Origin of the sequence: Planktophila warneckei (SeqCode) (assembly GCF_965234675.1) — a bacterium.
GTDB classification, from domain to species: domain Bacteria; phylum Actinomycetota; class Actinomycetes; order Nanopelagicales; family Nanopelagicaceae; genus Planktophila; species Planktophila warneckei.
Genome location: NZ_OZ248350.1, coordinates 1 through 18,376, shown reverse-complemented (window position 1 = coordinate 18,376; position 18,376 = coordinate 1). Strand labels below are relative to the sequence as shown.

At 45.2% G+C, this 18,376-nt stretch carries 17 protein-coding genes and 3 tRNA genes; 3 read left to right on the top strand and 17 right to left on the bottom strand.

Features of this window, described 5'->3' with window-relative positions; genetic code table 11:
* Position 1: 1 nt before the first annotated feature.
* The 6 genes from sdhC to AC8GFU_RS00075 form a co-directional block, all read right to left on the bottom strand.
* Complete coding sequence (gene sdhC, locus AC8GFU_RS00100; RefSeq protein ID WP_506627181.1) at positions 2-802, bottom strand: succinate dehydrogenase subunit SdhC; 801 nt, start codon at positions 800-802, stop codon at positions 2-4.
* Positions 803-915: 113 nt separating this feature from the next.
* Positions 916-1,001, bottom strand: a tRNA-Ser gene (locus tag AC8GFU_RS00095).
* A 48-nt stretch (positions 1,002-1,049) separates the two neighbouring features.
* Positions 1,050-1,862, bottom strand: coding sequence for a Cof-type HAD-IIB family hydrolase (locus AC8GFU_RS00090; RefSeq protein ID WP_506626488.1), 813 nt, complete (start codon positions 1,860-1,862; stop codon positions 1,050-1,052).
* Entirely contained in the window at positions 1,859-3,118 is a 1,260-nt protein-coding gene (gene serS / locus AC8GFU_RS00085) for a serine--tRNA ligase (protein WP_506626487.1), read from the bottom strand. The genes AC8GFU_RS00090 and serS overlap by 4 nt, the downstream gene beginning before the upstream one ends.
* The gene (gene pheA, locus AC8GFU_RS00080) at positions 3,115-3,945 is read right to left on the bottom strand and encodes a prephenate dehydratase (protein WP_506626486.1); all 831 of its coding nucleotides are present in this window, start codon (positions 3,943-3,945) and stop codon (positions 3,115-3,117) included. Before pheA ends, serS begins: the two co-directional genes overlap by 4 nt.
* Before the next feature lie 3 nt (positions 3,946-3,948).
* Positions 3,949-4,626: a glycerophosphodiester phosphodiesterase gene (locus tag AC8GFU_RS00075; protein ID WP_506626485.1), complete on the bottom strand. Its 678-nt coding sequence runs from the start codon at positions 4,624-4,626 to the stop codon at positions 3,949-3,951.
* 30 nt (positions 4,627-4,656) lie between these two features.
* Here AC8GFU_RS00075 and AC8GFU_RS00070 point away from each other — a divergent pair, with 30 nt between their 5' ends.
* On the top strand, positions 4,657-5,433 hold the full coding sequence (locus tag AC8GFU_RS00070; RefSeq protein ID WP_506626484.1) for a PP2C family protein-serine/threonine phosphatase: 777 nt from the start codon (positions 4,657-4,659) through the stop codon (positions 5,431-5,433).
* Positions 5,426-6,976: a protein kinase domain-containing protein gene (locus AC8GFU_RS00065; protein WP_506626483.1), complete on the top strand. Its 1,551-nt coding sequence runs from the start codon at positions 5,426-5,428 to the stop codon at positions 6,974-6,976. The genes AC8GFU_RS00070 and AC8GFU_RS00065 overlap by 8 nt, the downstream gene beginning before the upstream one ends.
* Here the strand turns inward: AC8GFU_RS00065 and AC8GFU_RS00060 are convergent, their stop codons facing one another.
* On the bottom strand, positions 6,977-7,609 hold the full coding sequence (locus AC8GFU_RS00060) for an aminodeoxychorismate/anthranilate synthase component II (RefSeq protein ID WP_506626482.1): 633 nt from the start codon (positions 7,607-7,609) through the stop codon (positions 6,977-6,979).
* A 16-nt stretch (positions 7,610-7,625) separates the two neighbouring features.
* On the opposite strand from AC8GFU_RS00060, the gene AC8GFU_RS00055 reads away from it, so the two are divergent.
* The gene (locus tag AC8GFU_RS00055) at positions 7,626-7,910 is read left to right on the top strand and encodes a cell division protein CrgA (RefSeq protein WP_506626481.1); all 285 of its coding nucleotides are present in this window, start codon (positions 7,626-7,628) and stop codon (positions 7,908-7,910) included.
* Between the two features lie 60 nt (positions 7,911-7,970).
* Here AC8GFU_RS00055 and AC8GFU_RS00050 read toward each other — a convergent pair whose 3' ends face one another.
* The 10 genes from AC8GFU_RS00050 to dnaA all read right to left on the bottom strand — a co-directional run bounded on the left by AC8GFU_RS00050 (position 7,971) and on the right by dnaA (position 18,376).
* A complete protein-coding gene (locus AC8GFU_RS00050) occupies positions 7,971-8,441 on the bottom strand; it encodes a rhomboid family intramembrane serine protease (protein WP_506626480.1) in 471 nt (156 codons plus the stop codon).
* Positions 8,442-8,496: 55 nt separating this feature from the next.
* On the bottom strand, positions 8,497-9,009 hold the full coding sequence (locus tag AC8GFU_RS00045) for a peptidylprolyl isomerase (protein WP_506626479.1): 513 nt from the start codon (positions 9,007-9,009) through the stop codon (positions 8,497-8,499).
* Positions 9,010-9,063: 54 nt separating this feature from the next.
* Positions 9,064-9,136 (bottom strand) — tRNA-Ala (locus AC8GFU_RS00040).
* 13 nt (positions 9,137-9,149) lie between these two features.
* A tRNA-Ile gene (locus AC8GFU_RS00035) sits at positions 9,150-9,224 on the bottom strand.
* Positions 9,225-9,325: 101 nt separating this feature from the next.
* A complete protein-coding gene (gene gyrA, locus AC8GFU_RS00030; protein WP_506626478.1) occupies positions 9,326-11,821 on the bottom strand; it encodes a DNA gyrase subunit A in 2,496 nt (831 codons plus the stop codon).
* Positions 11,821-13,776: a DNA topoisomerase (ATP-hydrolyzing) subunit B gene (gene gyrB / locus AC8GFU_RS00025; RefSeq protein WP_506626477.1), complete on the bottom strand. Its 1,956-nt coding sequence runs from the start codon at positions 13,774-13,776 to the stop codon at positions 11,821-11,823. Before gyrB ends, gyrA begins: the two co-directional genes overlap by 1 nt.
* A 177-nt stretch (positions 13,777-13,953) precedes the next feature.
* Positions 13,954-14,412: a DciA family protein gene (locus AC8GFU_RS00020; RefSeq protein ID WP_506626476.1), complete on the bottom strand. Its 459-nt coding sequence runs from the start codon at positions 14,410-14,412 to the stop codon at positions 13,954-13,956.
* Positions 14,412-15,506: a DNA replication/repair protein RecF gene (recF, locus tag AC8GFU_RS00015; RefSeq protein WP_506626475.1), complete on the bottom strand. Its 1,095-nt coding sequence runs from the start codon at positions 15,504-15,506 to the stop codon at positions 14,412-14,414. Before recF ends, AC8GFU_RS00020 begins: the two co-directional genes overlap by 1 nt.
* Positions 15,507-15,519: 13 nt before the next feature.
* Entirely contained in the window at positions 15,520-16,650 is a 1,131-nt protein-coding gene (gene dnaN / locus AC8GFU_RS00010) for a DNA polymerase III subunit beta (RefSeq protein WP_506626474.1), read from the bottom strand.
* Positions 16,651-16,975: 325 nt separating this feature from the next.
* On the bottom strand, positions 16,976-18,376 hold the full coding sequence (dnaA, locus tag AC8GFU_RS00005; RefSeq protein ID WP_506626473.1) for a chromosomal replication initiator protein DnaA: 1,401 nt from the start codon (positions 18,374-18,376) through the stop codon (positions 16,976-16,978).

Sequence of the window (18,376 nt, the reverse complement as noted above, 5' to 3'; positions counted from 1 at the left end):
TTTAGAAGAAGTAGAAGTTAGTCCATGCGCCAGTTGCAACTTGGCGAACATAGATATCGGCGAATGCAACAGCTGCAAGTGAGTACCACGCAAATTGCTGATGCTTTGTATTTAGTACTGAAACTGTTGTCCATAACTTGTAACGAACTGGGTGCTTTGAGAAGTGCTTCAAGCGTCCACCAACTGTGTGTCGGCATGTGTGACAAGACAATGAGTAGAACCACAACAATGAAGAGCTAAGAAGTAGAACTAGTGAACCGACACTCATGTGTCCCCACTGACCTTCAGTGTTCTTGAAAGAAATAATTGCGTCATACGTTAAGAAAACGTTGAACACTAAACCTGCGTAGAAGAAGTAACGGTGAATGTTCTGTCCGATTAATGGAAGACGTGTTTCGCCTGTGTACTTCTCATGTGGCTCTGCAACTCCACATGCTGGTGGTGAGAACCAGAATGAACGGTAGTAAGCCTTGCGGTAGTAGTAGCACGTCATACGGAAACCAAGTGGGAAGATCAAAATAATTAAAGCTGGTGATAATGCGAAGTTAAAGATCTCTGAACTAACAGGTGTGAAGCCTGCAATTGTTGAACCAGGTACACAGCTTTGCGATAAACATGGTGAATAGAAAGGTGAGATCAACGGCTCTGTAAAGTAATTGGCACCTTCAAATGCGCGGAAGGTTGCATAAATGATGAAGGAGAATAAAACCCCAAAAGTCATCAGTGGTTGCAACCACCACTTATCTGTACGAAGTGTGCGCTCTTTAATCTTGGCGCGCGTTGGTGAAAAAACACCTGACATTGACAACTCCCCTAGGTCATAAACAACTAGGGGTAAGTGTCCTCCGGACATGAAAATGTGGCTAGATCAAGCCGCGCTTACGCGGTATGAACTCAGCCACAACTTCATAAAACTGGCGGAGGGCGTGGGATTTGAACCCACGAAACTTTCGTTTGCCGGTTTTCAAGACCGGTGCACTCGGCCGCTATGCGAGCCCTCCGTGGGAGAGATTACCCGAATTTGGCTCAAGCGAAAAATCGAGCAGGGATTAAGCGGGAAGATCCAAGAGTTGTTCGATGATCTTTGCGACTCCATCAGCTTCACATGGTTCAGCCACACCTGTAGCAAATGTTGGCGCTTCTGGGTGACCATCTGACATTGCATATGAACGTGATGCCCATTTCAGCATTGAAAAGTCATTGGGGTTATCGCCAAATGAAACACAATCATCGGCTGTCAATCCCAATCGCTTAGCCATCATCGCAAGTGTCGTTCCCTTTGAAATATTAAGTGCTGAAATTTCAATTAGTGAGTCATTTGAAGTTGAGTGAGTGACAGTTACAAGATCTTTCAGTTCGCGATGTGCGACCTCAACCATTTCATCTGATGTGAACTCGTGGTTGCTGCAGCGACCCAAAATCTTTAACGCTGGTCGGTTGATTGCATCTTCAATCTTTTCAACGCCAACATTGTCTAAGCCAACATCCCACTTTGGAACATAAGCTATTTCACGGTGGTAATGATCATTTGATTCAACTGCAAATGACATTTCAGGCATCGCAATTCGCATACGGCGAACAACTTCATATTGCTCATCGACAGAGATCATCCACTCTTCAAGAACGGCATCATTCATTAAGTCGTACAACATCGCACCGTTACAACAGATAGCTGCTCCAAAACCAAATGCTTCACGAATCTCACCCATCCAACGAGGAGGGCGACCTGTTACAAAGAAAACATGCACACCTAAATCTTTTGCCTTTGTAAATGCATCGATTGTTCGTTGAGTAATTACACCTTTGTGCGAAACGATTGTGCCATCAAGATCTGTAGCAATTAATTTGGGGCGAGTACTCACACCAACTCAAATCGTGTCATGCCTAAGAAGGGTTGCAACGCAGCAGGAACATTAATTGTTCCATCGGCATTTTGATGGTTCTCAAGAATCGCAACAATCATGCGCGGAATAGCTACTAATGTGCCATTAAGTGTTGCAACAGCCTTTGTGCCATCTGCATCCTTGAAGCGAATATTTAAACGGCGTGCCTGGAACTCCGTGCAGTTAGAGGTACTTGTAACCTCGCGATATGCATTTTGCGTAGGAATCCACGCTTCAATATCAAACTTACGGTTTGCACTTGATCCAAGATCACCTGATGCAACATCAATAACGCGATAAGGGATCTCCATTGCGTTGAGGAAATCCTTCTCCCATTGCAACAAACGCTTATGTTCTTCCTTAGCCTGATCTGGATGGCAGAAAGAAAACATCTCAACCTTGTCGAACTGGTGAACACGAATAATTCCGCGAGTGTCCTTGCCGTATGTTCCAGCTTCGCGACGGAAACATGATGAGTAACCGGCGTAACGCATTGGAAGTTTGTCGGCAGGTAAAACCTCATCCATGTGCATCGCAGCAAGTGGAACTTCTGAAGTTCCAACTAGATACACATCATCCTTTTCAAGATGGTAAACATTCTCTGCAGCTTGGCCCAAGAAACCCGTGCCTTCCATCGCTGCTGGATTTACCAGCACTGGTGGAATTACAGGAGTAAAACCAGCTTTGTTTGCAGTTGCAATTGCATAGTTAACAAGTGCGAACTCAAGCATCGCTCCAACACCGGTTAAATAGTAAGAACGTGAACCAGCAACCTTTGCGCCACGTTCAGTATCAATTGCACCAAGTAACTTACCTAGTTCAACGTGATCCTTTGGTTCAAAATCAAAGGTGCGTGGTGTTCCAACATGTTCGATAACAACGAAATCTGCTTCTCCGCCTAATGGTGCATCTGGATCTAATACATTTGAAAGCTGCATGATTAATTGCTTAGCTTCCTCTTCTACTTCAGCACGCTTTGAATCAGCCTCTTTTACCTTTGTTGCAAGCTCCTTAGCATTCTCAAGTAATGCAGCTTTTTCATCACCTTTTGCAGCGCCAACAGATTTAGATAAAACATTCTGTTCTGCGCGCAGAGTTTCAAACTTTTCTAGCGCTGCACGGCGAATTTCATCGATTGCTAAAACTTTGTCGACGATCGATGCATCTTCTCCGCGGCCAGTCTGAGATGCACGCACTGCATCAGGGTTTTCGCGTAGGTACTTAATGTCGATCATTTGCTTGCCTTTTCTCGTGGGTATGAGCCAAGGAATCGGATGTCTTCGCAGATTGCTCGAAGGCTTTCTACTGCCTCCTTCACAGGTGCATCTGCAATGTGACCCTCAGCGTCAATAATGAAATGGTAATGGCCAAGGGCTGAGCCTGTTGGACGCGATTGAATAAAAGTTAGGTTTACATCGCGCTTAGCAAACTCCGTAAGGATGTCCAGCAAAGCTCCAGCGTGATCGATGCCGATAAAGACAGCAAGCGATGTGCGATCCCAACCAGTGTTCTTTGGGATTGAACCTGGCTTAGATACCAAAATGAATCGAGTTACGGCACCAACGTTGTCGCCAATGTTGTCTGCGATAACACGCAATCCGTAGTGCGCAGCAGCAACTGGTGCTGCAATCGCTGCATCAAACTCGCCACGCGAAATCGCTTCAGCTGCGGCAGCTGTTGATGCTGTCGAAATTAATTCGGCATCTGGATAGTTAGCGGCAACATAATTGCGGCACTGCGCTTCAGCATGAGGATGAGTTGCGATGCGCAAAATTTCTTTTTCATCACCCTTAATCATTAATGCAAATGACACAGGCAAAGTAACTTCGCCAACGATCGCTAGAGGTTCGCCGGTTGCAAGCTCATCAAGTGTGCGTGCAACAACACCTTCAATAGAGTTTTCAATTGGAACAAGTGCGAAGTGGGCTTTGCCTAAACGAACAGCATCTAACGCTGCAGTTACGTTGGCATAAGGCATAAGGCGATCATTAGAGGAAGTGATCTTTTTAAGAGCCGCCTCTGTAAATGTTCCCTTGGGACCGAGATAGGCGTATGTACTCACTTGCTAATGATACCCGAGCACAGTCCTTGCATATGACGGGGTATTTGTTATCAGCACATCCACACCATTGCCCGCGCAAAAGCGCATATCGTCGGCATCATCAACGGTCCATACAAACAAATTGCGCTTATCGCGTCCTAATCCTGGGTTTTCACGCAAATTATGAATGCTGGGTGCAATTGTCTTAGCCGATGTAAATCTGCGCATTAATCCACTTAATCGATCTTCAAGTAATGCAACTGTGCTTTGTGTTGGATCAATCTTTCGTACATTCTCTAGAGCAAGCCATGAAAAAGACATGATGTGAATATCTGCAACCGCTTTTTCCTGAGCAAGTAGTTGCATGACCTTCTTTTCAACTGCACTTCCAGTTGGAACTGGATGCTTTGTTTCAATCGCTAACTCTTTTTTGTGATCGCGAGCTAGAACAAGAAGTTCTTCTAAAGTGATTGCTTGCGGATAATGGGATTTAATCTCATTAAATGTTGAGTCGGCGATTTGGGCATCATTTCCTGCAACACGTTTCATATCCGCGTCATGCCATAAAACCAATTGATTGTCCTTCGTTAATCGGACATCACATTCAAAACCATCAGCACCATCATCGATCGCGGCCTTGTAGGCAGCCATTGTTAACTCGGGATGCGCGACAGAGGATCCGCGGTGCGCGTAGATCTTCATCTTTGAAGGTTACACCGTTAGGCTTACAACATGAGCGCTAACTTCTTTGAAACCTCTGCGCGCTCTGCCATTGGCTTGGTACGTCAAGGAAATGAGGACTCCGCTTTTGTTTCACCGCAGCTAATCGCAGTTGCCGATGGCATGGGCGGTCATGCAGCCGGTGAAGTTGCATCTCGCATTGCGGTTGAAGTTCTGCAACGTCTTGCGCCAACTCTTACCGCAACTGATATTGATGAAGATTCAGTAAGTGATCTCTTAATGCATTCATTGCACAGTATTGATGCAGATATTGCAGCGGTCGCCGAAGAAGAGATTGAAAAGCGCGGAATGGGCACAACCCTTACCGCTTTGTTAATCCGCGATAAACAGATTGCATTGCTCCATGTTGGAGATTCGCGCTGCTATCGCTTGCGCGGAAGTTCGCTGGAACAACTAAGCAACGATCACACAGTTATTCAAGAGCTACTTGATCAAGGCGCGATCTCTGAAGCAGAAGCCGCTGAACACCCACAGCGATCAATGTTGACCCAGGCGTTGCGTGGAGATGGTGATGTCACGCCTGTTCTGCAGGTGTACGAGGTTAAAAAAGGTGATCGATTCTTACTCTGTTCCGATGGTTTATCGGGTGTTTTAACAGAAAAAGAGATCAAGATGGGGCTGAAAAAATCTGACAAGGATGAGGCTGTTAAGTTCTTAATTGATGCCACCTATGTAAATGGCGCACCTGATAACGTCACAGTACTTATTGCAGATATTTCGCCCACAGAATTAACAACCACTCAATTATTAGGAGCAGCGCATGATTAATCAGTTGCTCGGTGGTCGTTACAAACTGGGAGAAATGATCGGTACCGGCGGAATGGCCGATGTGTATGTCGCCGAAGACACCCGTCTTGCTCGTCAGGTTGCGGTCAAGGTTTTACGTAGTGATTTAGCGCGTGATCCATCATTTGTTGCACGCTTTAGAAAAGAGGCGTTAGCGGCAGCTGCGCTTAACCATCCCGGAATTGTTGCTGTGTATGACAGCGGTGAAGAACCAGCGCCGTACATTGTTATGGAGTTAATTTCTGGTCACACGCTTCGCGAATTGATTCACAAAGGTGAACGCGTTCCATTAAAGCGTGCACTTGAAATCGGCGAAGGTATTTTGGCTGCACTTGAGTACTCACATCAAGCAGGAATTGTGCACCGCGATATTAAACCGGCAAACATCATGATTACAGATCATGGCGATGTAAAAGTGATGGACTTTGGAATTGCACGTGCCCTTGCTGATTTAGGTGCAACATTAACTAGTACCTGGAATGTAGTTGGAACCGCTCAATACCTTTCACCTGAGCAAGCACTTGGTGAAGTCGCAGATCTGCGAAGTGATATTTATTCAACTGGCTGTTTGTTGTATGAAGTTCTGACTGGCAAGCCACCATTTAGCGGTGAAACTCCTGTTTCGATCGCATACCAACATGTATCTGGTGTTTTAGTTCCGCCAAGTTCAATCGTTGCCGATCTTCCTGCAGGTATCGATACCTTATTAACCGTTGCATTAGCGAAGAACCCTGATGATCGTTATCAATCTGCAGGTTTAATGTTGGATGATTTATTTAAGATTCAAAGTGGTGAAGTTGTAACTACAAAGATTGCAAAAGCTCCAATCTCTCGCCGCAATATTTTGATTGGGGCAATCGGTAGCGTTGCAGCGATTGGCCTGCTTGTAGGTGGCTTATTCCTTACTAATTCAGGGCCAACTGGTGATTCGTTGCCTCAATTACCCAATGTTGTTGGTTTAACTCAGGCAGAGGCTGAAGCGCTGCTAGGTGATTACGTTGTAACAATTACCCGCGCACATGATGGTCGAATTCCAAAGGATCGTGTTGCTTCACAAATTCCTTTAGCCACAGTTCGCGTTCAAAAAGGTTCTGGTGTTGTTTTAACTATCTCTGATGGTCCTGGTGATTCAGTTGTTCCAGCTGATTTAGTGGGAATGTCATTGATTGATGCACGCACCGCACTTGCTGCCGTTGGTTTATTGGTAAATGCAACTGAAGCTGTTCCATCAGATGCGGCGCAAGGAACTGTCTTAAAGGTAACTCCAGAACCTGGATCAATTATTACTGCGGGTACCGGTGTTGTATTACAAATTGCAAGTGGTGAAATTACAGTTCCATCATTGATTGGTACTGATGCGCTGCAAGCAAAAACAATTTTGGTTCAAGCTGGCTTCTTTGTTAAAGAGGTTGAAGGGTATGACTCAAATCAACCAATAGGTGTTGTAATCCGCCAAGCACCAGATGCGGGAACAACTCAAACAATTGGTAAATCGGTAACAATTACAATTAATAAAACGCCGTAATTACTGCGCGGTTCCAACAACTGGAGATAATCCAACTGCGCGTTCGCGAGCGCCTTTATCTCCACACATCACTAACCAGTTAGCAAGCATTTGATGTCCATGCTCTGTTAAAACAGATTCGGGGTGGAACTGCACACCCTGAATTGGAAGTGTTGCATGTTGCATCGACATTACTAACCCTGAATCAGTAGATCCTGTTATTTGTAAGCTGGCTGGTACAGAATCTTTTTCTACACACAATGAGTGGTAACGAGTTGCAGTAAATGGTGATGGAAGATCTGACAACACACCTTCTTGCTTGTGGTACACCAGCGATGTTTTTCCATGAAGTAATTCAGGTGCGCGAGAAACAGTTGCACCAAATGCAACACCGATCGCTTGATGACCAAGGCACACACCAAATAATGGAATTGAATGCTCGGCGCAGTACTTAATCATCGCTACTGATACGCCAGCTTTTTCAGGGGTTCCGGGTCCCGGAGAAATTAGGACTCCGCCGTACTTACCCGCTTCACTTGCTTCAACAGCATCGTTGCGAACAACGGTGCATTCAGCGCCTAATTGCTGCAGGTACTGCACCAAGTTAAAGACAAAGGAGTCGTAGTTATCGACGACGAGGATCTTGGCGGCCATAGGAGCATTCTGTCTCATGGTGTATCTTTCGCGTATGCCTAAATCAAAGCTACGCAAGAAGGTCGCTGAGCAGCGCGCTCACAATCAAGAGGTTGTCGTCGAGACTCCTCACGCACCATTGGAGAGCCCAAAGTGGCTTGCTCCAACAATGGTTGCAGCCTTCTTAATCGGCTTGTTCTGGATCGTGGCCTTCTACGTCACTCAGACCGCATACCCAGTGCCAGGAATCGGCGCATGGAACATGATTATCGGCTTTAGCTTTATCGGTGTGGGCTTTTCACTCGCTACCCGCTGGCGCTAAATACCCTCTAATTACACCGTTGTAATTCGATCCACAGTGTGGGTAAAGCCTGTGGATAACTTATCGACGCTGCATTACTAATTGAGCTGCAACTACCCCGCCGATTAATCCGCCCAGGTGTGCTCGCCAATCAACTCCGCCCATCGCAAAGCCGATGAAAAAGTTAATTCCAATAATCACAATGATGGAACGGATATCTGCGCCGATGCGCTTTCCAACAATTGCTAACGCACCAAACAATCCAAAGATCGCACCTGATGCACCAACTGAGTAGCTGTAGATCGATGCGAAGTATGAAGATGCCAGCGATCCAGTTAATAGTGAAACAAAGAAAACAATGAAGAGTTTGTTTTTACCAAAAGCTGCTTCAAGTGGATTTCCTAAAACCATCAATGAGTACATATTGAAACCCAAGTGCAGTAAACCTGCATGGGTTAAGGCAACTGTAAATAATCGATACCACTCGTTTGTTGCTTTTAAGTATTCAAAGTTTGGCAGTACTAAATGTTGTTCTAAAGATGGAACAAGCATTTGAACAAGGTAAGCCGCGCAGATTACTGCGATTAAAGAGTAAGTGGCAGAACGCTTAAGCAACTGTAACGCTGTTGATCGTGATGTCAGTTGCTGGCTTGTCCTGTGCACCAGTCTTTGCAGTTGCAATAGCGTCAACTACAGCCTGGCTAGCAGAATCCTTAACCTCACCAAAGATGGTGTGCTTGCGGTTCAACCATGTTGTTGGTGCAACGGTAATAAAGAACTGTGAACCATTTGTTCCTGGTCCTGAGTTAGCCATTGCAAGAATGTATGGGCGATCAAAAGTTAGTTCGCCATGGAACTCATCTGCGAAACGGTATCCCGGTCCGCCAGTTCCGCGACCAAGTGGGTCTCCACCTTGAATCATGAAACCATCGATGACGCGGTGAAAAATTGTGCCGTCATACAGCTTTGCAGTTGTCTTGTCGCCAGTGCGTGGATCAGTCCACTCCTTTGCGCCAGTTGCTAGTTCAACAAAGTTTGCAACTGTTTTTGGTGCATGGTTAGGAAAAAGCTCAATAACAATGTCACCGAGTGATGTGTGAAGAGTTGCTGTTGATGACATGGTTTTCTCATTTCTAGTATGTGAAGAAATAAATTACGAAATAGTGAAACTGTGTGGAGACCAGGGGAATCGAACCCCTAACCCCCGCCTTGCAAAGGCGGTGCTCTACCAATTGAGCTAGGTCCCCGTATTAGAACGGGTGGGCCCAGGTGGACTTGAACCACCGACCTCTTCCTTATCAGGGAAGCGCTCTAACCAGGCTGAGCTATGGGCCCGCAGTAAAGATTGCTCTTTATTGCAGAAGCGCAAGATTACCTTGAACTTCACTAACTCCCAAAACGAGCGTTAGCTGCTTTAACTCAGGATGCGAACCATACTAACTTTTCGCTGAAATCTCATCTTCGCCATTCTTGGTGACAGATAACAGGCTCACACCTTCATCGAGGTTCACCAAGCGCACACCCATGCTGTCGCGGCCGGTCTGACGGACCTCGGCTGCAGGGGTTCTCATGACAGTTCCAGCTGAAGTAATAGCAAGTACCTCATCCTCATCACGAAGAACCAATGCGCTAACAAGGGATCCACGTGAATTCTCATCGATCTTGGCGGCCTTAATTCCAATTCCGCCGCGGCCCTGCAATCGATACTCATCGATAGGGGTTTTCTTTCCGTAGCCACCATCGGTAGCTGTAAATACAAATGAATCCTTTGATTGCTCGGCATTAACGCGAGCCATAGTTAATAAGTTGTCATCGGTGCGGAACTTCATTCCGATAACACCACTTGTTGAACGACCCATGGAACGAAGTGATTCATCATCTGCGGTAAAGCGCAGCGACATTCCCTTTGTTGAAACCAAAAGTAATTCATCATCGGCGTTAATCAATGAAGCAGAAACAACTTCATCGCCAGGCTTCAGGGTAATTGCAATAAGTCCACCAGTTCGAGGTGAGTCGTACTCAACCAATGGAGTCTTCTTAACTAATCCGTTGCGAGTTGCAAGAACTAGGTAAGGAGAGATTGTGTAATCCTTTAATGACAAAACTTCTGCAATTTTCTCATCTGGCTTAAATGCCATCAAGTTTGCAACATGTTGTCCGCGAGCATCGCGACCTGCGTCTGGTAATTCGTGAACCTTTGCACGGTACACACGACCCTGGTTTGTAAAGAACAACAACCAATCATGTGTTGATGCAACAAAGAAATGATCTACAACATCATCTTCCTTAAGCGCTGCACCCTTAACTCCGCGACCACCACGACGTTGTGATCGGTAAAGATCTGCCATGGTGCGCTTTGAGTATCCACCACGAGTAATTGTTACAACCACATCTTGATCTGGAATTAGATCTTCTGCACTGAAATCACCTTCGCTTGCAACAATTTGTGTGCGTCGCTCATCGCCATACTTTGCAACTAATTCAGCAAGCTCTGTCTTAACAATTTCGCGCTGCTTTTCAGGGCTTACAAGAATCTTATTAAGTTCAACGATGTCGGCCATTAAGCCGTCGTACTCGTCATTAATCTTTTGGCGTTCCAATGCAGCGATACGGCGTAGCTGCATATCCAAAATTGCATTTGCTTGAATTTCATCAACATCAAGCAGCTTCATCAACCCTGTGCGGGCCTCTTCAGGTGTGGTTGAGGCGCGAATTAAGGCGATAACAGCATCTAGAGCATCTAGTGCTTTTAGGTAGCCCTGCAAGATATGTGCGCGCTTTTCCTTTTCCGCAAGGCGGTACTTGGTACGACGAACAATTACTTCAATCTGATGTTCGATGTAGTAACGAATAAATTCATCAAGGCGCAATGTGCGAGGCACGCCATCAACAAGTGCCAACATGTTTGCACCAAATGTGTCCTGTAATTGTGTCTGCTTGTACAGGTTATTAAGTACAACCTTTGGAATTGCAGATTGCTGTAAGACGATGACAAGGCGTTGACCTAATCGCTCGTTACCTTCGTCGCGAACATCTGCGATGCCCTTGATCTTTCCATCCTTCACAAGCTCTGCGATTTTTAGCGCAAGGTTGTCAGGGTTAACTTGATATGGAAGTTCGCTAATTACTAAACATGTGCGCTTATTGATCTCTTCAACCTGAACAACTGCACGCATTGTGATTGATCCACGACCAGTGCGGTACGCCTCTTCAATTCCGGTGCGACCAACAATCAAACCCTTTGTTGGAAAATCTGGGCCTTTAACAATCTTTAGTAGCTCATTAAGTAGTTCATCCTGCTTCATATCTGGATGTTCTAGTGAGTAAATAACAGCTTCGCCGATTTCACGCAGATTGTGTGGCGGAATATTTGTCGCCATACCAACTGCGATACCTGCAGAACCATTTACAAGCAGGTTTGGAAGACGGCTTGGAAGAACTGTTGGTTCTTGTGAACGGCCATCGTAGTTTGGAACAAAGTTAACTGTGTCCTCATCGATATCGCGCATCATCTCCATTGCGATTGGAGATAAACGTGCTTCGGTGTAACGCATCGCAGCGGCTGGATCATTTCCTGGAGAACCGAAGTTTCCATTTCCATCGATCAGCAAGTAACGAAGTGACCAGTGTTGGGCTAAACGCACAACGGAGTCGTAAATCGCAGTGTCACCGTGTGGGTGGTAATTACCCATTACGTCACCAACGATGCGAGAAGACTTGTAATAACCCTTATCTGGGCGATAACCAGCGTCATACATTGCGTATAGAACACGGCGGTGCACTGGCTTTAATCCATCGCGAACATCTGGCAGTGCGCGACCGACGATAACTGACATCGCGTAATCAAGATAGGAACGAGCCATCTCAACTTGAAGATCAACTGTTTCGATCTTGTCAAAGTTTTCCAGGTTGTTTGGGTTCAATTCATCCATTAGATATCCAAGAACCTAACATCCTTAGCGTTGCGCTGAATAAATGCGCGACGCTTTTCGACATCTTCACCCATTAACACTGAGAACAAATCATCTGCAGCTGCAGCATCATCCAGAGTTACCTTGATTAACACACGGTGCTCTGGATCCATTGTTGTATCCCAAAGCTCCTTTGCAGGCATCTCGCCTAAACCTTTGAAGCGTTGGATTCCATCATCCTTAGGTAAACGCTTTCCGGCGGCAACACCTAGTTCGATCATTCCATCACGTTCGCGATCACTGAATGCGTACTCGACAGGTTCTTTACCCGCCCACTTCAATTTATACAAAGGAGGTTGTGCAAAGTACACATACCCTTGCTCAATTAATGGACGCATAAAACGGAATAGTAAAGTTAAAAGAAGTGTACGAATATGTTGTCCGTCGACATCAGCATCGGCCATCAAAATAATCTTGTGGTAGCGCAACTTGTCGATATCGAAATCATCGTGAACGCCTGTACCAAGTGCGGTGATTAAAGCTTGAACTTCATTGTTTTGAAGAACGCGGTCGATGCGTGCTTTTTCAACATTCAAAATCTTTCCGCGAATTGGAAGTACTGCTTGGTTGCGTGAATCGCGTCCACCCTTTGTTGAACCACCTGCAGAGTCACCTTCGACGATGTAGAGCTCGCACTTAGTTGGATCAGTCCATTGGCAATCCGCCAACTTGCCGGGCATTCCACGTCCTTCAAGTAAACCTTTGCGGTTGCGACTTAAGTCGCGAGCTTTACGTGCAGCAACTCGTGCAGCGGCAGCATCAATGCTCTTACGCACGATTTCCTTACCTTCTGCAGGGTTTTGCTCAAACCACGATGTTAACTCTTCATTAACAATGCGCTGTGTAAAGGTTTTTGCTTCTGAGTTACCAAGTTTTGTTTTTGTCTGTCCTTCAAACTGTGGCTCTGCAAGTTTGATTGAAACAATTGCGGTTAAACCTTCGCGAACATCATCACCAGTTAGGCGATCTTCCTTCTTGCGAATAAAACCTTGTTCCTCGCCAAACTTATTAACGATAGAAGTTAACGCTGTACGGAAACCTTCTTCGTGTGCTCCACCTTCATGAGTATGAATGGTGTTTGCAAATGTGTATACAGATTCAGAAAAACCTGCGTTCCATTGCATGGATACTTCTAGCGCAATTTTGTTCTTTTTATCTTCTGATGCAAAAGAGATAATTGATTTGTGTGTTTCACCACGAGTTGAGTTGAGGTGCTTTACGAAATCTGCGATTCCACCTTGGTATTGATAACGAACAGTTAGTTGTTCGCCCTTTTCATCAACATGGCCATCGCGCATATCGGTCAAAGTTAAAATCAAACCTTTGTTAAGAAAGGCCATTTCACGGAAACGTGTTGAAAGAACTTCAAATGAGAAATCTGTAGTTTCAAAGATTTCCTTTGATGGCCAGAATTGAACTGTGGTTCCTGACGATGTTGATGCATCACCTTTGCGAACTGGTGCGGTTGGTACACCTAGCTTGTAATCTTGGTACCAAAAATTTCCGTCGCGTTGAACAATCACTGAAAGATCTGTACTGAGTGCATTTACAACTGAGATACCAACACCGTGTAGTCCACCAGAAACTGAGTAACCACCATCGCCAAACTTTCCGCCGGCGTGTAAAACAGTTAATACAACTTCGAGAGCTGGTTTCTTTTCAACTGGGTGAATATCAACTGGAATTCCGCGACCGTTATCAATTACTTCAACGCCGCCATTAGCCATCAGGGTTACATTGATTTCGGTGCAGTAACCGGCAAGTGCTTCATCAACTGAGTTATCAACTACTTCGTAGACCAGGTGGTGGAGGCCGCGTTCGCCGGTGGAGCCGATGTACATTCCTGGGCGCTTGCGGACCGCCTCTAGACCTTCTAGGACGGTGATGTTGGAGGCGTTATATGAGCTTTCGGCCATCGCCATCCCTTCCGTCTAGATCCCTGAAATCGCCTGTGAAGGCGTATAGAGAGGTTTTGCCTCTCGGAATGGGATTATCCTAGTCATAATTGACGGGAATAAATAGCCGAAAAAAGCCTTGTGGACGGGTATAGCCGAACTTTGAGCGTGGGTTTGAGGGTTCCTAGTGGGCTAGGTCTAGTTGTAGGTATCTCGAGGGCCCCGGGCGTTCCGGATGGTCCGAACCCCCTTCTTCCAGGTTGGGGTTTGTGGACCGATGATCACAAGCCGCTCAATCAGTACCCCGGTCGCATCTTTTTGGATCGTCGCCAATAAATCAGTTGAAATTAATTGCAACTGTGTTGCCCATGCTGTTGATGAACTTTGAACCGTTAATACATTATCCAAAATAGAGATTGGTTGTGCGTGTTGTGAAATTTCATCGCCTACAATTCTTTGCCAGTTAACAAAAAGATTTCCTTCAGCTAATCCTGAATCCCAATCGCGATCTGAAATTAAATCATTTAATACTCCGCCGATTAATTCTGGGTCCCCTGGTTGGCCTACACGTGGAGTTGGTGCAGGTTTATTTGGTTTACGAGTTACACCCGTTTTAAATGATTTGAAAAGATCAAGAGCTAAGTCGCGCTTTTCCATTAACTCTTTCCTTTCTTAACAACACCGGGTGTTACATAAAACTTTTGTGTTAATAACTCGGCAGGCAGATCACTTTCTACTGCAGCTGTAATAAATGTTTGCTCTGCTAATTGGGTGGCAGACATTAATTGAATTCTGCGCGAGGTATCAAGTTCTGCAAAAACATCATCCAAAATAAGAATTGGGGAAGCGCCTTCAGATTTTAAAAGATTAAAAGATCCAATCCGTAATGAGATCGCCATCGACCATGATTCGCCGTGGCTTGCATAACCCTTTGCTGGGAAATCTCCTAGTTGTAAATGAAGATCATCGCGGTGTGGGCCGATTAAAGAAACCCCTCGTTCGATCTCTTGATAAGCAACTTCATCTAAACGTGCAGATAATGCTGTGATGTTGTTTTCAATATTGTTGCTTACACCTTCGGTGCTGCACTTATAAGAAATAGAAGCGGGTTTGACCTCATTTAAATTTGCATAGTTTTTAGCTACATGAGGATTAAGTGCATCAATAAGTGCAATTCTTTCAGCGGTTAATTCAGCACCTAGTTTTATAAGTTGTTCATTCCATGGCGCAAGCGCCGCGGCTGATGTTCTAGTTTTTAAAAGCGCGTTACGTTGTTTAACCACACGTTCATAATCTGCAATAACCCCTGCTAAACGTGGGGTTCTGGTGATTAATAGGCGATCTAAGAAGTCGCGGCGGGTTCCTGGTTCTCCACGAACTAGATCTAAATCTTCAGGTGAGAAGTACACGATTTGAATCGCGCCAAGAATTTCGCGTTGGCTTCGTGTTGGGTTTCCGTTAATGCGCGCGCGGTTAGCTTTACTTGCATTGATCTCTAAATCTATCTGTAGTGAGCGATCTTCTCGTTGAACCTCGGCGCGAATAATTGCTTGTTGGTTACCAAGTGAAATTAACGGAATATTGTTTGAAACACGATGAGATGAAAGAAAAGCTAAATAGATTAAAGATTCAGCGATATTGGTTTTACCCGAACCGTTATCACCAATAAAGGTTATTACTCCGGGTTGGAGCTCTAACTCAAGTGAGTTGTAGGAACGGAAGTTGGTGAGAGCCAACTTATTAATACGCATGGTGTTCCAGTGTTTAGGAGGCGTAACGCATTGGCATTAATAGGTAGCGGTAGTTTTCTACAACCGCGCCATCTTTGTCGCTCTTACCCATCAAGATCGCAGGCTTGTTAGATCCAGTAAATGAGATCTGAACAAACTTTGTTCCAACCGCATTTAAACCATCAGCTAGGAATGTTGGGTTGAAAGCGATTGAGATTGGTTCTCCTGTTAATAAGATTTCAATCGCTTCAGTTGCTTGAGCCTCTTCGCCCGCACCTGCTTCTAGAGACAGTGTGTTGTTTGCAAAATCAAGACGAAGTGGAACTGTCTTATCTGTAACAAGTGCAACACGGCGAACTGAATCTAGAAGTGTTGCGACCTCAATGAGTGCAGTTGTTGTTACCTCTTGTGGAAGTAGGTGGCGGTATGGAGGGAAGGTTCCATCCAACATACGTGATGTCATTGTTTTTCCATCACCTGCAAAACCAGTTAAACGATCATTGCTTGTGTTTGGTGCAAATGACAGTGATACATCTTTAGATCCAGTTAATGATTTAGCGGCATCTGCAATTGTGCGAGCGCGTAAAAGTGCTGTTGTTGTTGTGTTTGGTGCTGTTGGCGCCCATTGAATTTCACGGACAGCTAAACGGTAACGATCAGTTGCTGCAAAGGTAACTGTGTCTTCATTAATCTCAACATGTACACCAGTAAGTGTTGGTAGTGAATCGTCGCGGCCTGCAGCGATAGCAACTTGTGCAACTGCTGTTGCGAAAGTATCTGAAGGAACTGTTCCTGTTGAATCAGGAAGTTCTGGAAGGTTTGGATATTCATCAACTGACAATGTTGGAAGCGTGAACTTTGCACTACCGCTAGTTACTAATACACGAGAACCATCTAAAGCAAAGGTAATTGGCTTGTTTGGTAATGATCGTGAAATTTCAGCTAATAACTTTCCGGGAACTAAAACCTTTCCTGGTTCTTTAACCTCTGCTGCAAAGTGCGCCTTGCTTGCTGTCTCTAAATCAGATGCAGATAAGAAGACTTCATTACCGGTCGCATCGATAACAATTCCGAGCAGCTCGGTTTTGATTGGACGAGTTGAGAGAGAGCGTGAAACCCAGTTAACCCCATCGGTTAACGCTGATTGCTCGACTGTAAATTTCATTTCTATCCTCGACTCTTTGATGATGTGGAAAGGTTATTCACGTAACTGGATGTATGTATATAAAGGTAGTCGTAGTAACTAGAGCGATTATCTGTGGGTAAGTGATAAAAGCCCTGCTCGGTGCGGGGATTTCCCTTGTATAAGGTGTGGATAGGAAGCGGAAAGGTGTGGATGTAGCTGTTGTTCATTACTACCCACCCTTTCCTCATCCTCTACCCACCGCGGTTATCCACGGTTGTGCACTCGTAATCCACAGTTATCCACAACTTGTCCCCAGTTGGGGGTAAAGAGTGGCAATTCGGACAAATGTCGCGAATCGCTGCAACTATCGAGCTTGTTGCTTAATTCTGGTGGTGAGCTCATTGACCTGGTTATAGATCGAACGACGCTCAGCCATCAGTTGACGGATCTTTCTATCGGCGTGCATAACCGTTGTGTGGTCACGCCCACCAAATGTCTGGCCGATCTTCGGCAATGAAAGCTCGGTGAGCTCTCGGCATAGATACATCGCAATCTGACGCGCATTTACTAATACACGCGAACGGGATGTTCCACATAAATCATCAATAGTTAAAGAGAAGTAAGCCGCGGTCTGGGCCATGATCGTCGCGCCGGTGATTTCTGGGTTGGACTCATTAGGAATTAAATCCTTCAAAACAATTTCAGCTAATGAAAGATCAACGCTTTGACGGTTAAGAGATGCGAACGCTGTAACACGAATTAACGCACCCTCTAGTTCGCGGATATTTGTTGAGATCTTGCTGGCAATGTACTCAAGTACATCATCTGGAGCATTCAACTTATCTTGCGCAGCTTTTTTACGAAGAATCGCAATACGTGTTTCTAATTCAGGTGGCTGAATATCTGTAATCAAACCCCACTCAAAACGTGAACGAAGGCGATCTTCCAAAGTTGTTAACTGCTTTGGTGGGCGGTCGCTCGAGATAACAATCTGCTTGTTCGCGTTGTACAAAGTATTAAATGTATGGAAAAACTCTTCCTGGGTACGTTCTTTGTTCTCTAAGAATTGAATATCATCAACAAGCAAAATATCTAAGTCGCGGTAACGGCGTTGGAAAGCAGATGCTTTATCGTCACGAATAGAGTTAATAAAGTCATTGGTGAATTCTTCTGAGGAAACATACTTAACACGCACATTTCCGTACAACTCCTGCGCGTATGCACCAATTGCGTGCAACAAGTGAGTCTTTCCTAAACCAGATTCACCATAAATAAATAATGGGTTGTAAGCCTTTGCTGGTGCTTCAGCAACTGCAACCGCTGCTGCGTGCGCGAAACGGTTGGAAGCACCGATAACAAATGTTTCAAAGATGTAGCGAGGGTTCAATGTTGATGTATCTGCAGATTTTGAAACCGGCGCATCATCGCGACCTGTTCCAGATTTTGGCGCAACAAACTCAACCTCAATTTCAGGGGTTGGTGTTGAAACAACTTCAAGAGCTTCATCGACAGTGACCGCGATATTTGTTGACGTTCCAAGTTCGCGAGTTAAAACATCACTAACAACTGTGCGCAAACGACTCTCTAAAACATCCTTTGCAAAAAGATTTGGGCAAGCAACCAATAAAGTTGTTTGATCATCATTGTGAAGAAGGCCAAGTGGTTTTGTTAGCTGCAAAAAGGCGCGATGTTGAGGGGCGTTAATCGCCACTTCCTCAATAACCCGTCCCCAAAGGGTGGTTAGCTCGACTTCCTTAACGCTCAC

Bases quoted from the DNA above. Each gene is read 5' to 3' on its own strand.
- AC8GFU_RS00060 (WP_506626482.1), bottom strand. From the start codon at position 7,609: ATGGCCGCCAAGATCCTCGTCGTCGATAACTACGACTCCTTTGTCTTT.
- AC8GFU_RS00075 (WP_506626485.1), bottom strand. From the start codon at position 4,626: ATGAAGATCTACGCGCACCGCGGATCCTCTGTCGCGCATCCCGAGTTA.
- serS (WP_506626487.1), bottom strand. From the start codon at position 3,118: ATGATCGACATTAAGTACCTACGCGAAAACCCTGATGCAGTGCGTGCA.
- gyrA (WP_506626478.1), bottom strand. From the start codon at position 11,821: ATGGATGAATTGAACCCAAACAACCTGGAAAACTTTGACAAGATCGAA.
- recF (WP_506626475.1), bottom strand. From the start codon at position 15,506: ATGCGTATTAATAAGTTGGCTCTCACCAACTTCCGTTCCTACAACTCA.
- gyrB (WP_506626477.1), bottom strand. From the start codon at position 13,776: ATGGCCGAAAGCTCATATAACGCCTCCAACATCACCGTCCTAGAAGGT.
- dnaN (WP_506626474.1), bottom strand. From the start codon at position 16,650: ATGAAATTTACAGTCGAGCAATCAGCGTTAACCGATGGGGTTAACTGG.
- AC8GFU_RS00050 (WP_506626480.1), bottom strand. From the start codon at position 8,441: ATGCTTGTTCCATCTTTAGAACAACATTTAGTACTGCCAAACTTTGAA.
- AC8GFU_RS00070 (WP_506626484.1), top strand. From the start codon at position 4,657: ATGAGCGCTAACTTCTTTGAAACCTCTGCGCGCTCTGCCATTGGCTTG.
- AC8GFU_RS00020 (WP_506626476.1), bottom strand. From the start codon at position 14,412: ATGGAAAAGCGCGACTTAGCTCTTGATCTTTTCAAATCATTTAAAACG.
- sdhC (WP_506627181.1), bottom strand. From the start codon at position 802: ATGTCAGGTGTTTTTTCACCAACGCGCGCCAAGATTAAAGAGCGCACA.
- AC8GFU_RS00055 (WP_506626481.1), top strand. From the start codon at position 7,626: ATGGTGTATCTTTCGCGTATGCCTAAATCAAAGCTACGCAAGAAGGTC.
- AC8GFU_RS00045 (WP_506626479.1), bottom strand. From the start codon at position 9,009: ATGTCATCAACAGCAACTCTTCACACATCACTCGGTGACATTGTTATT.
- AC8GFU_RS00065 (WP_506626483.1), top strand. From the start codon at position 5,426: ATGATTAATCAGTTGCTCGGTGGTCGTTACAAACTGGGAGAAATGATC.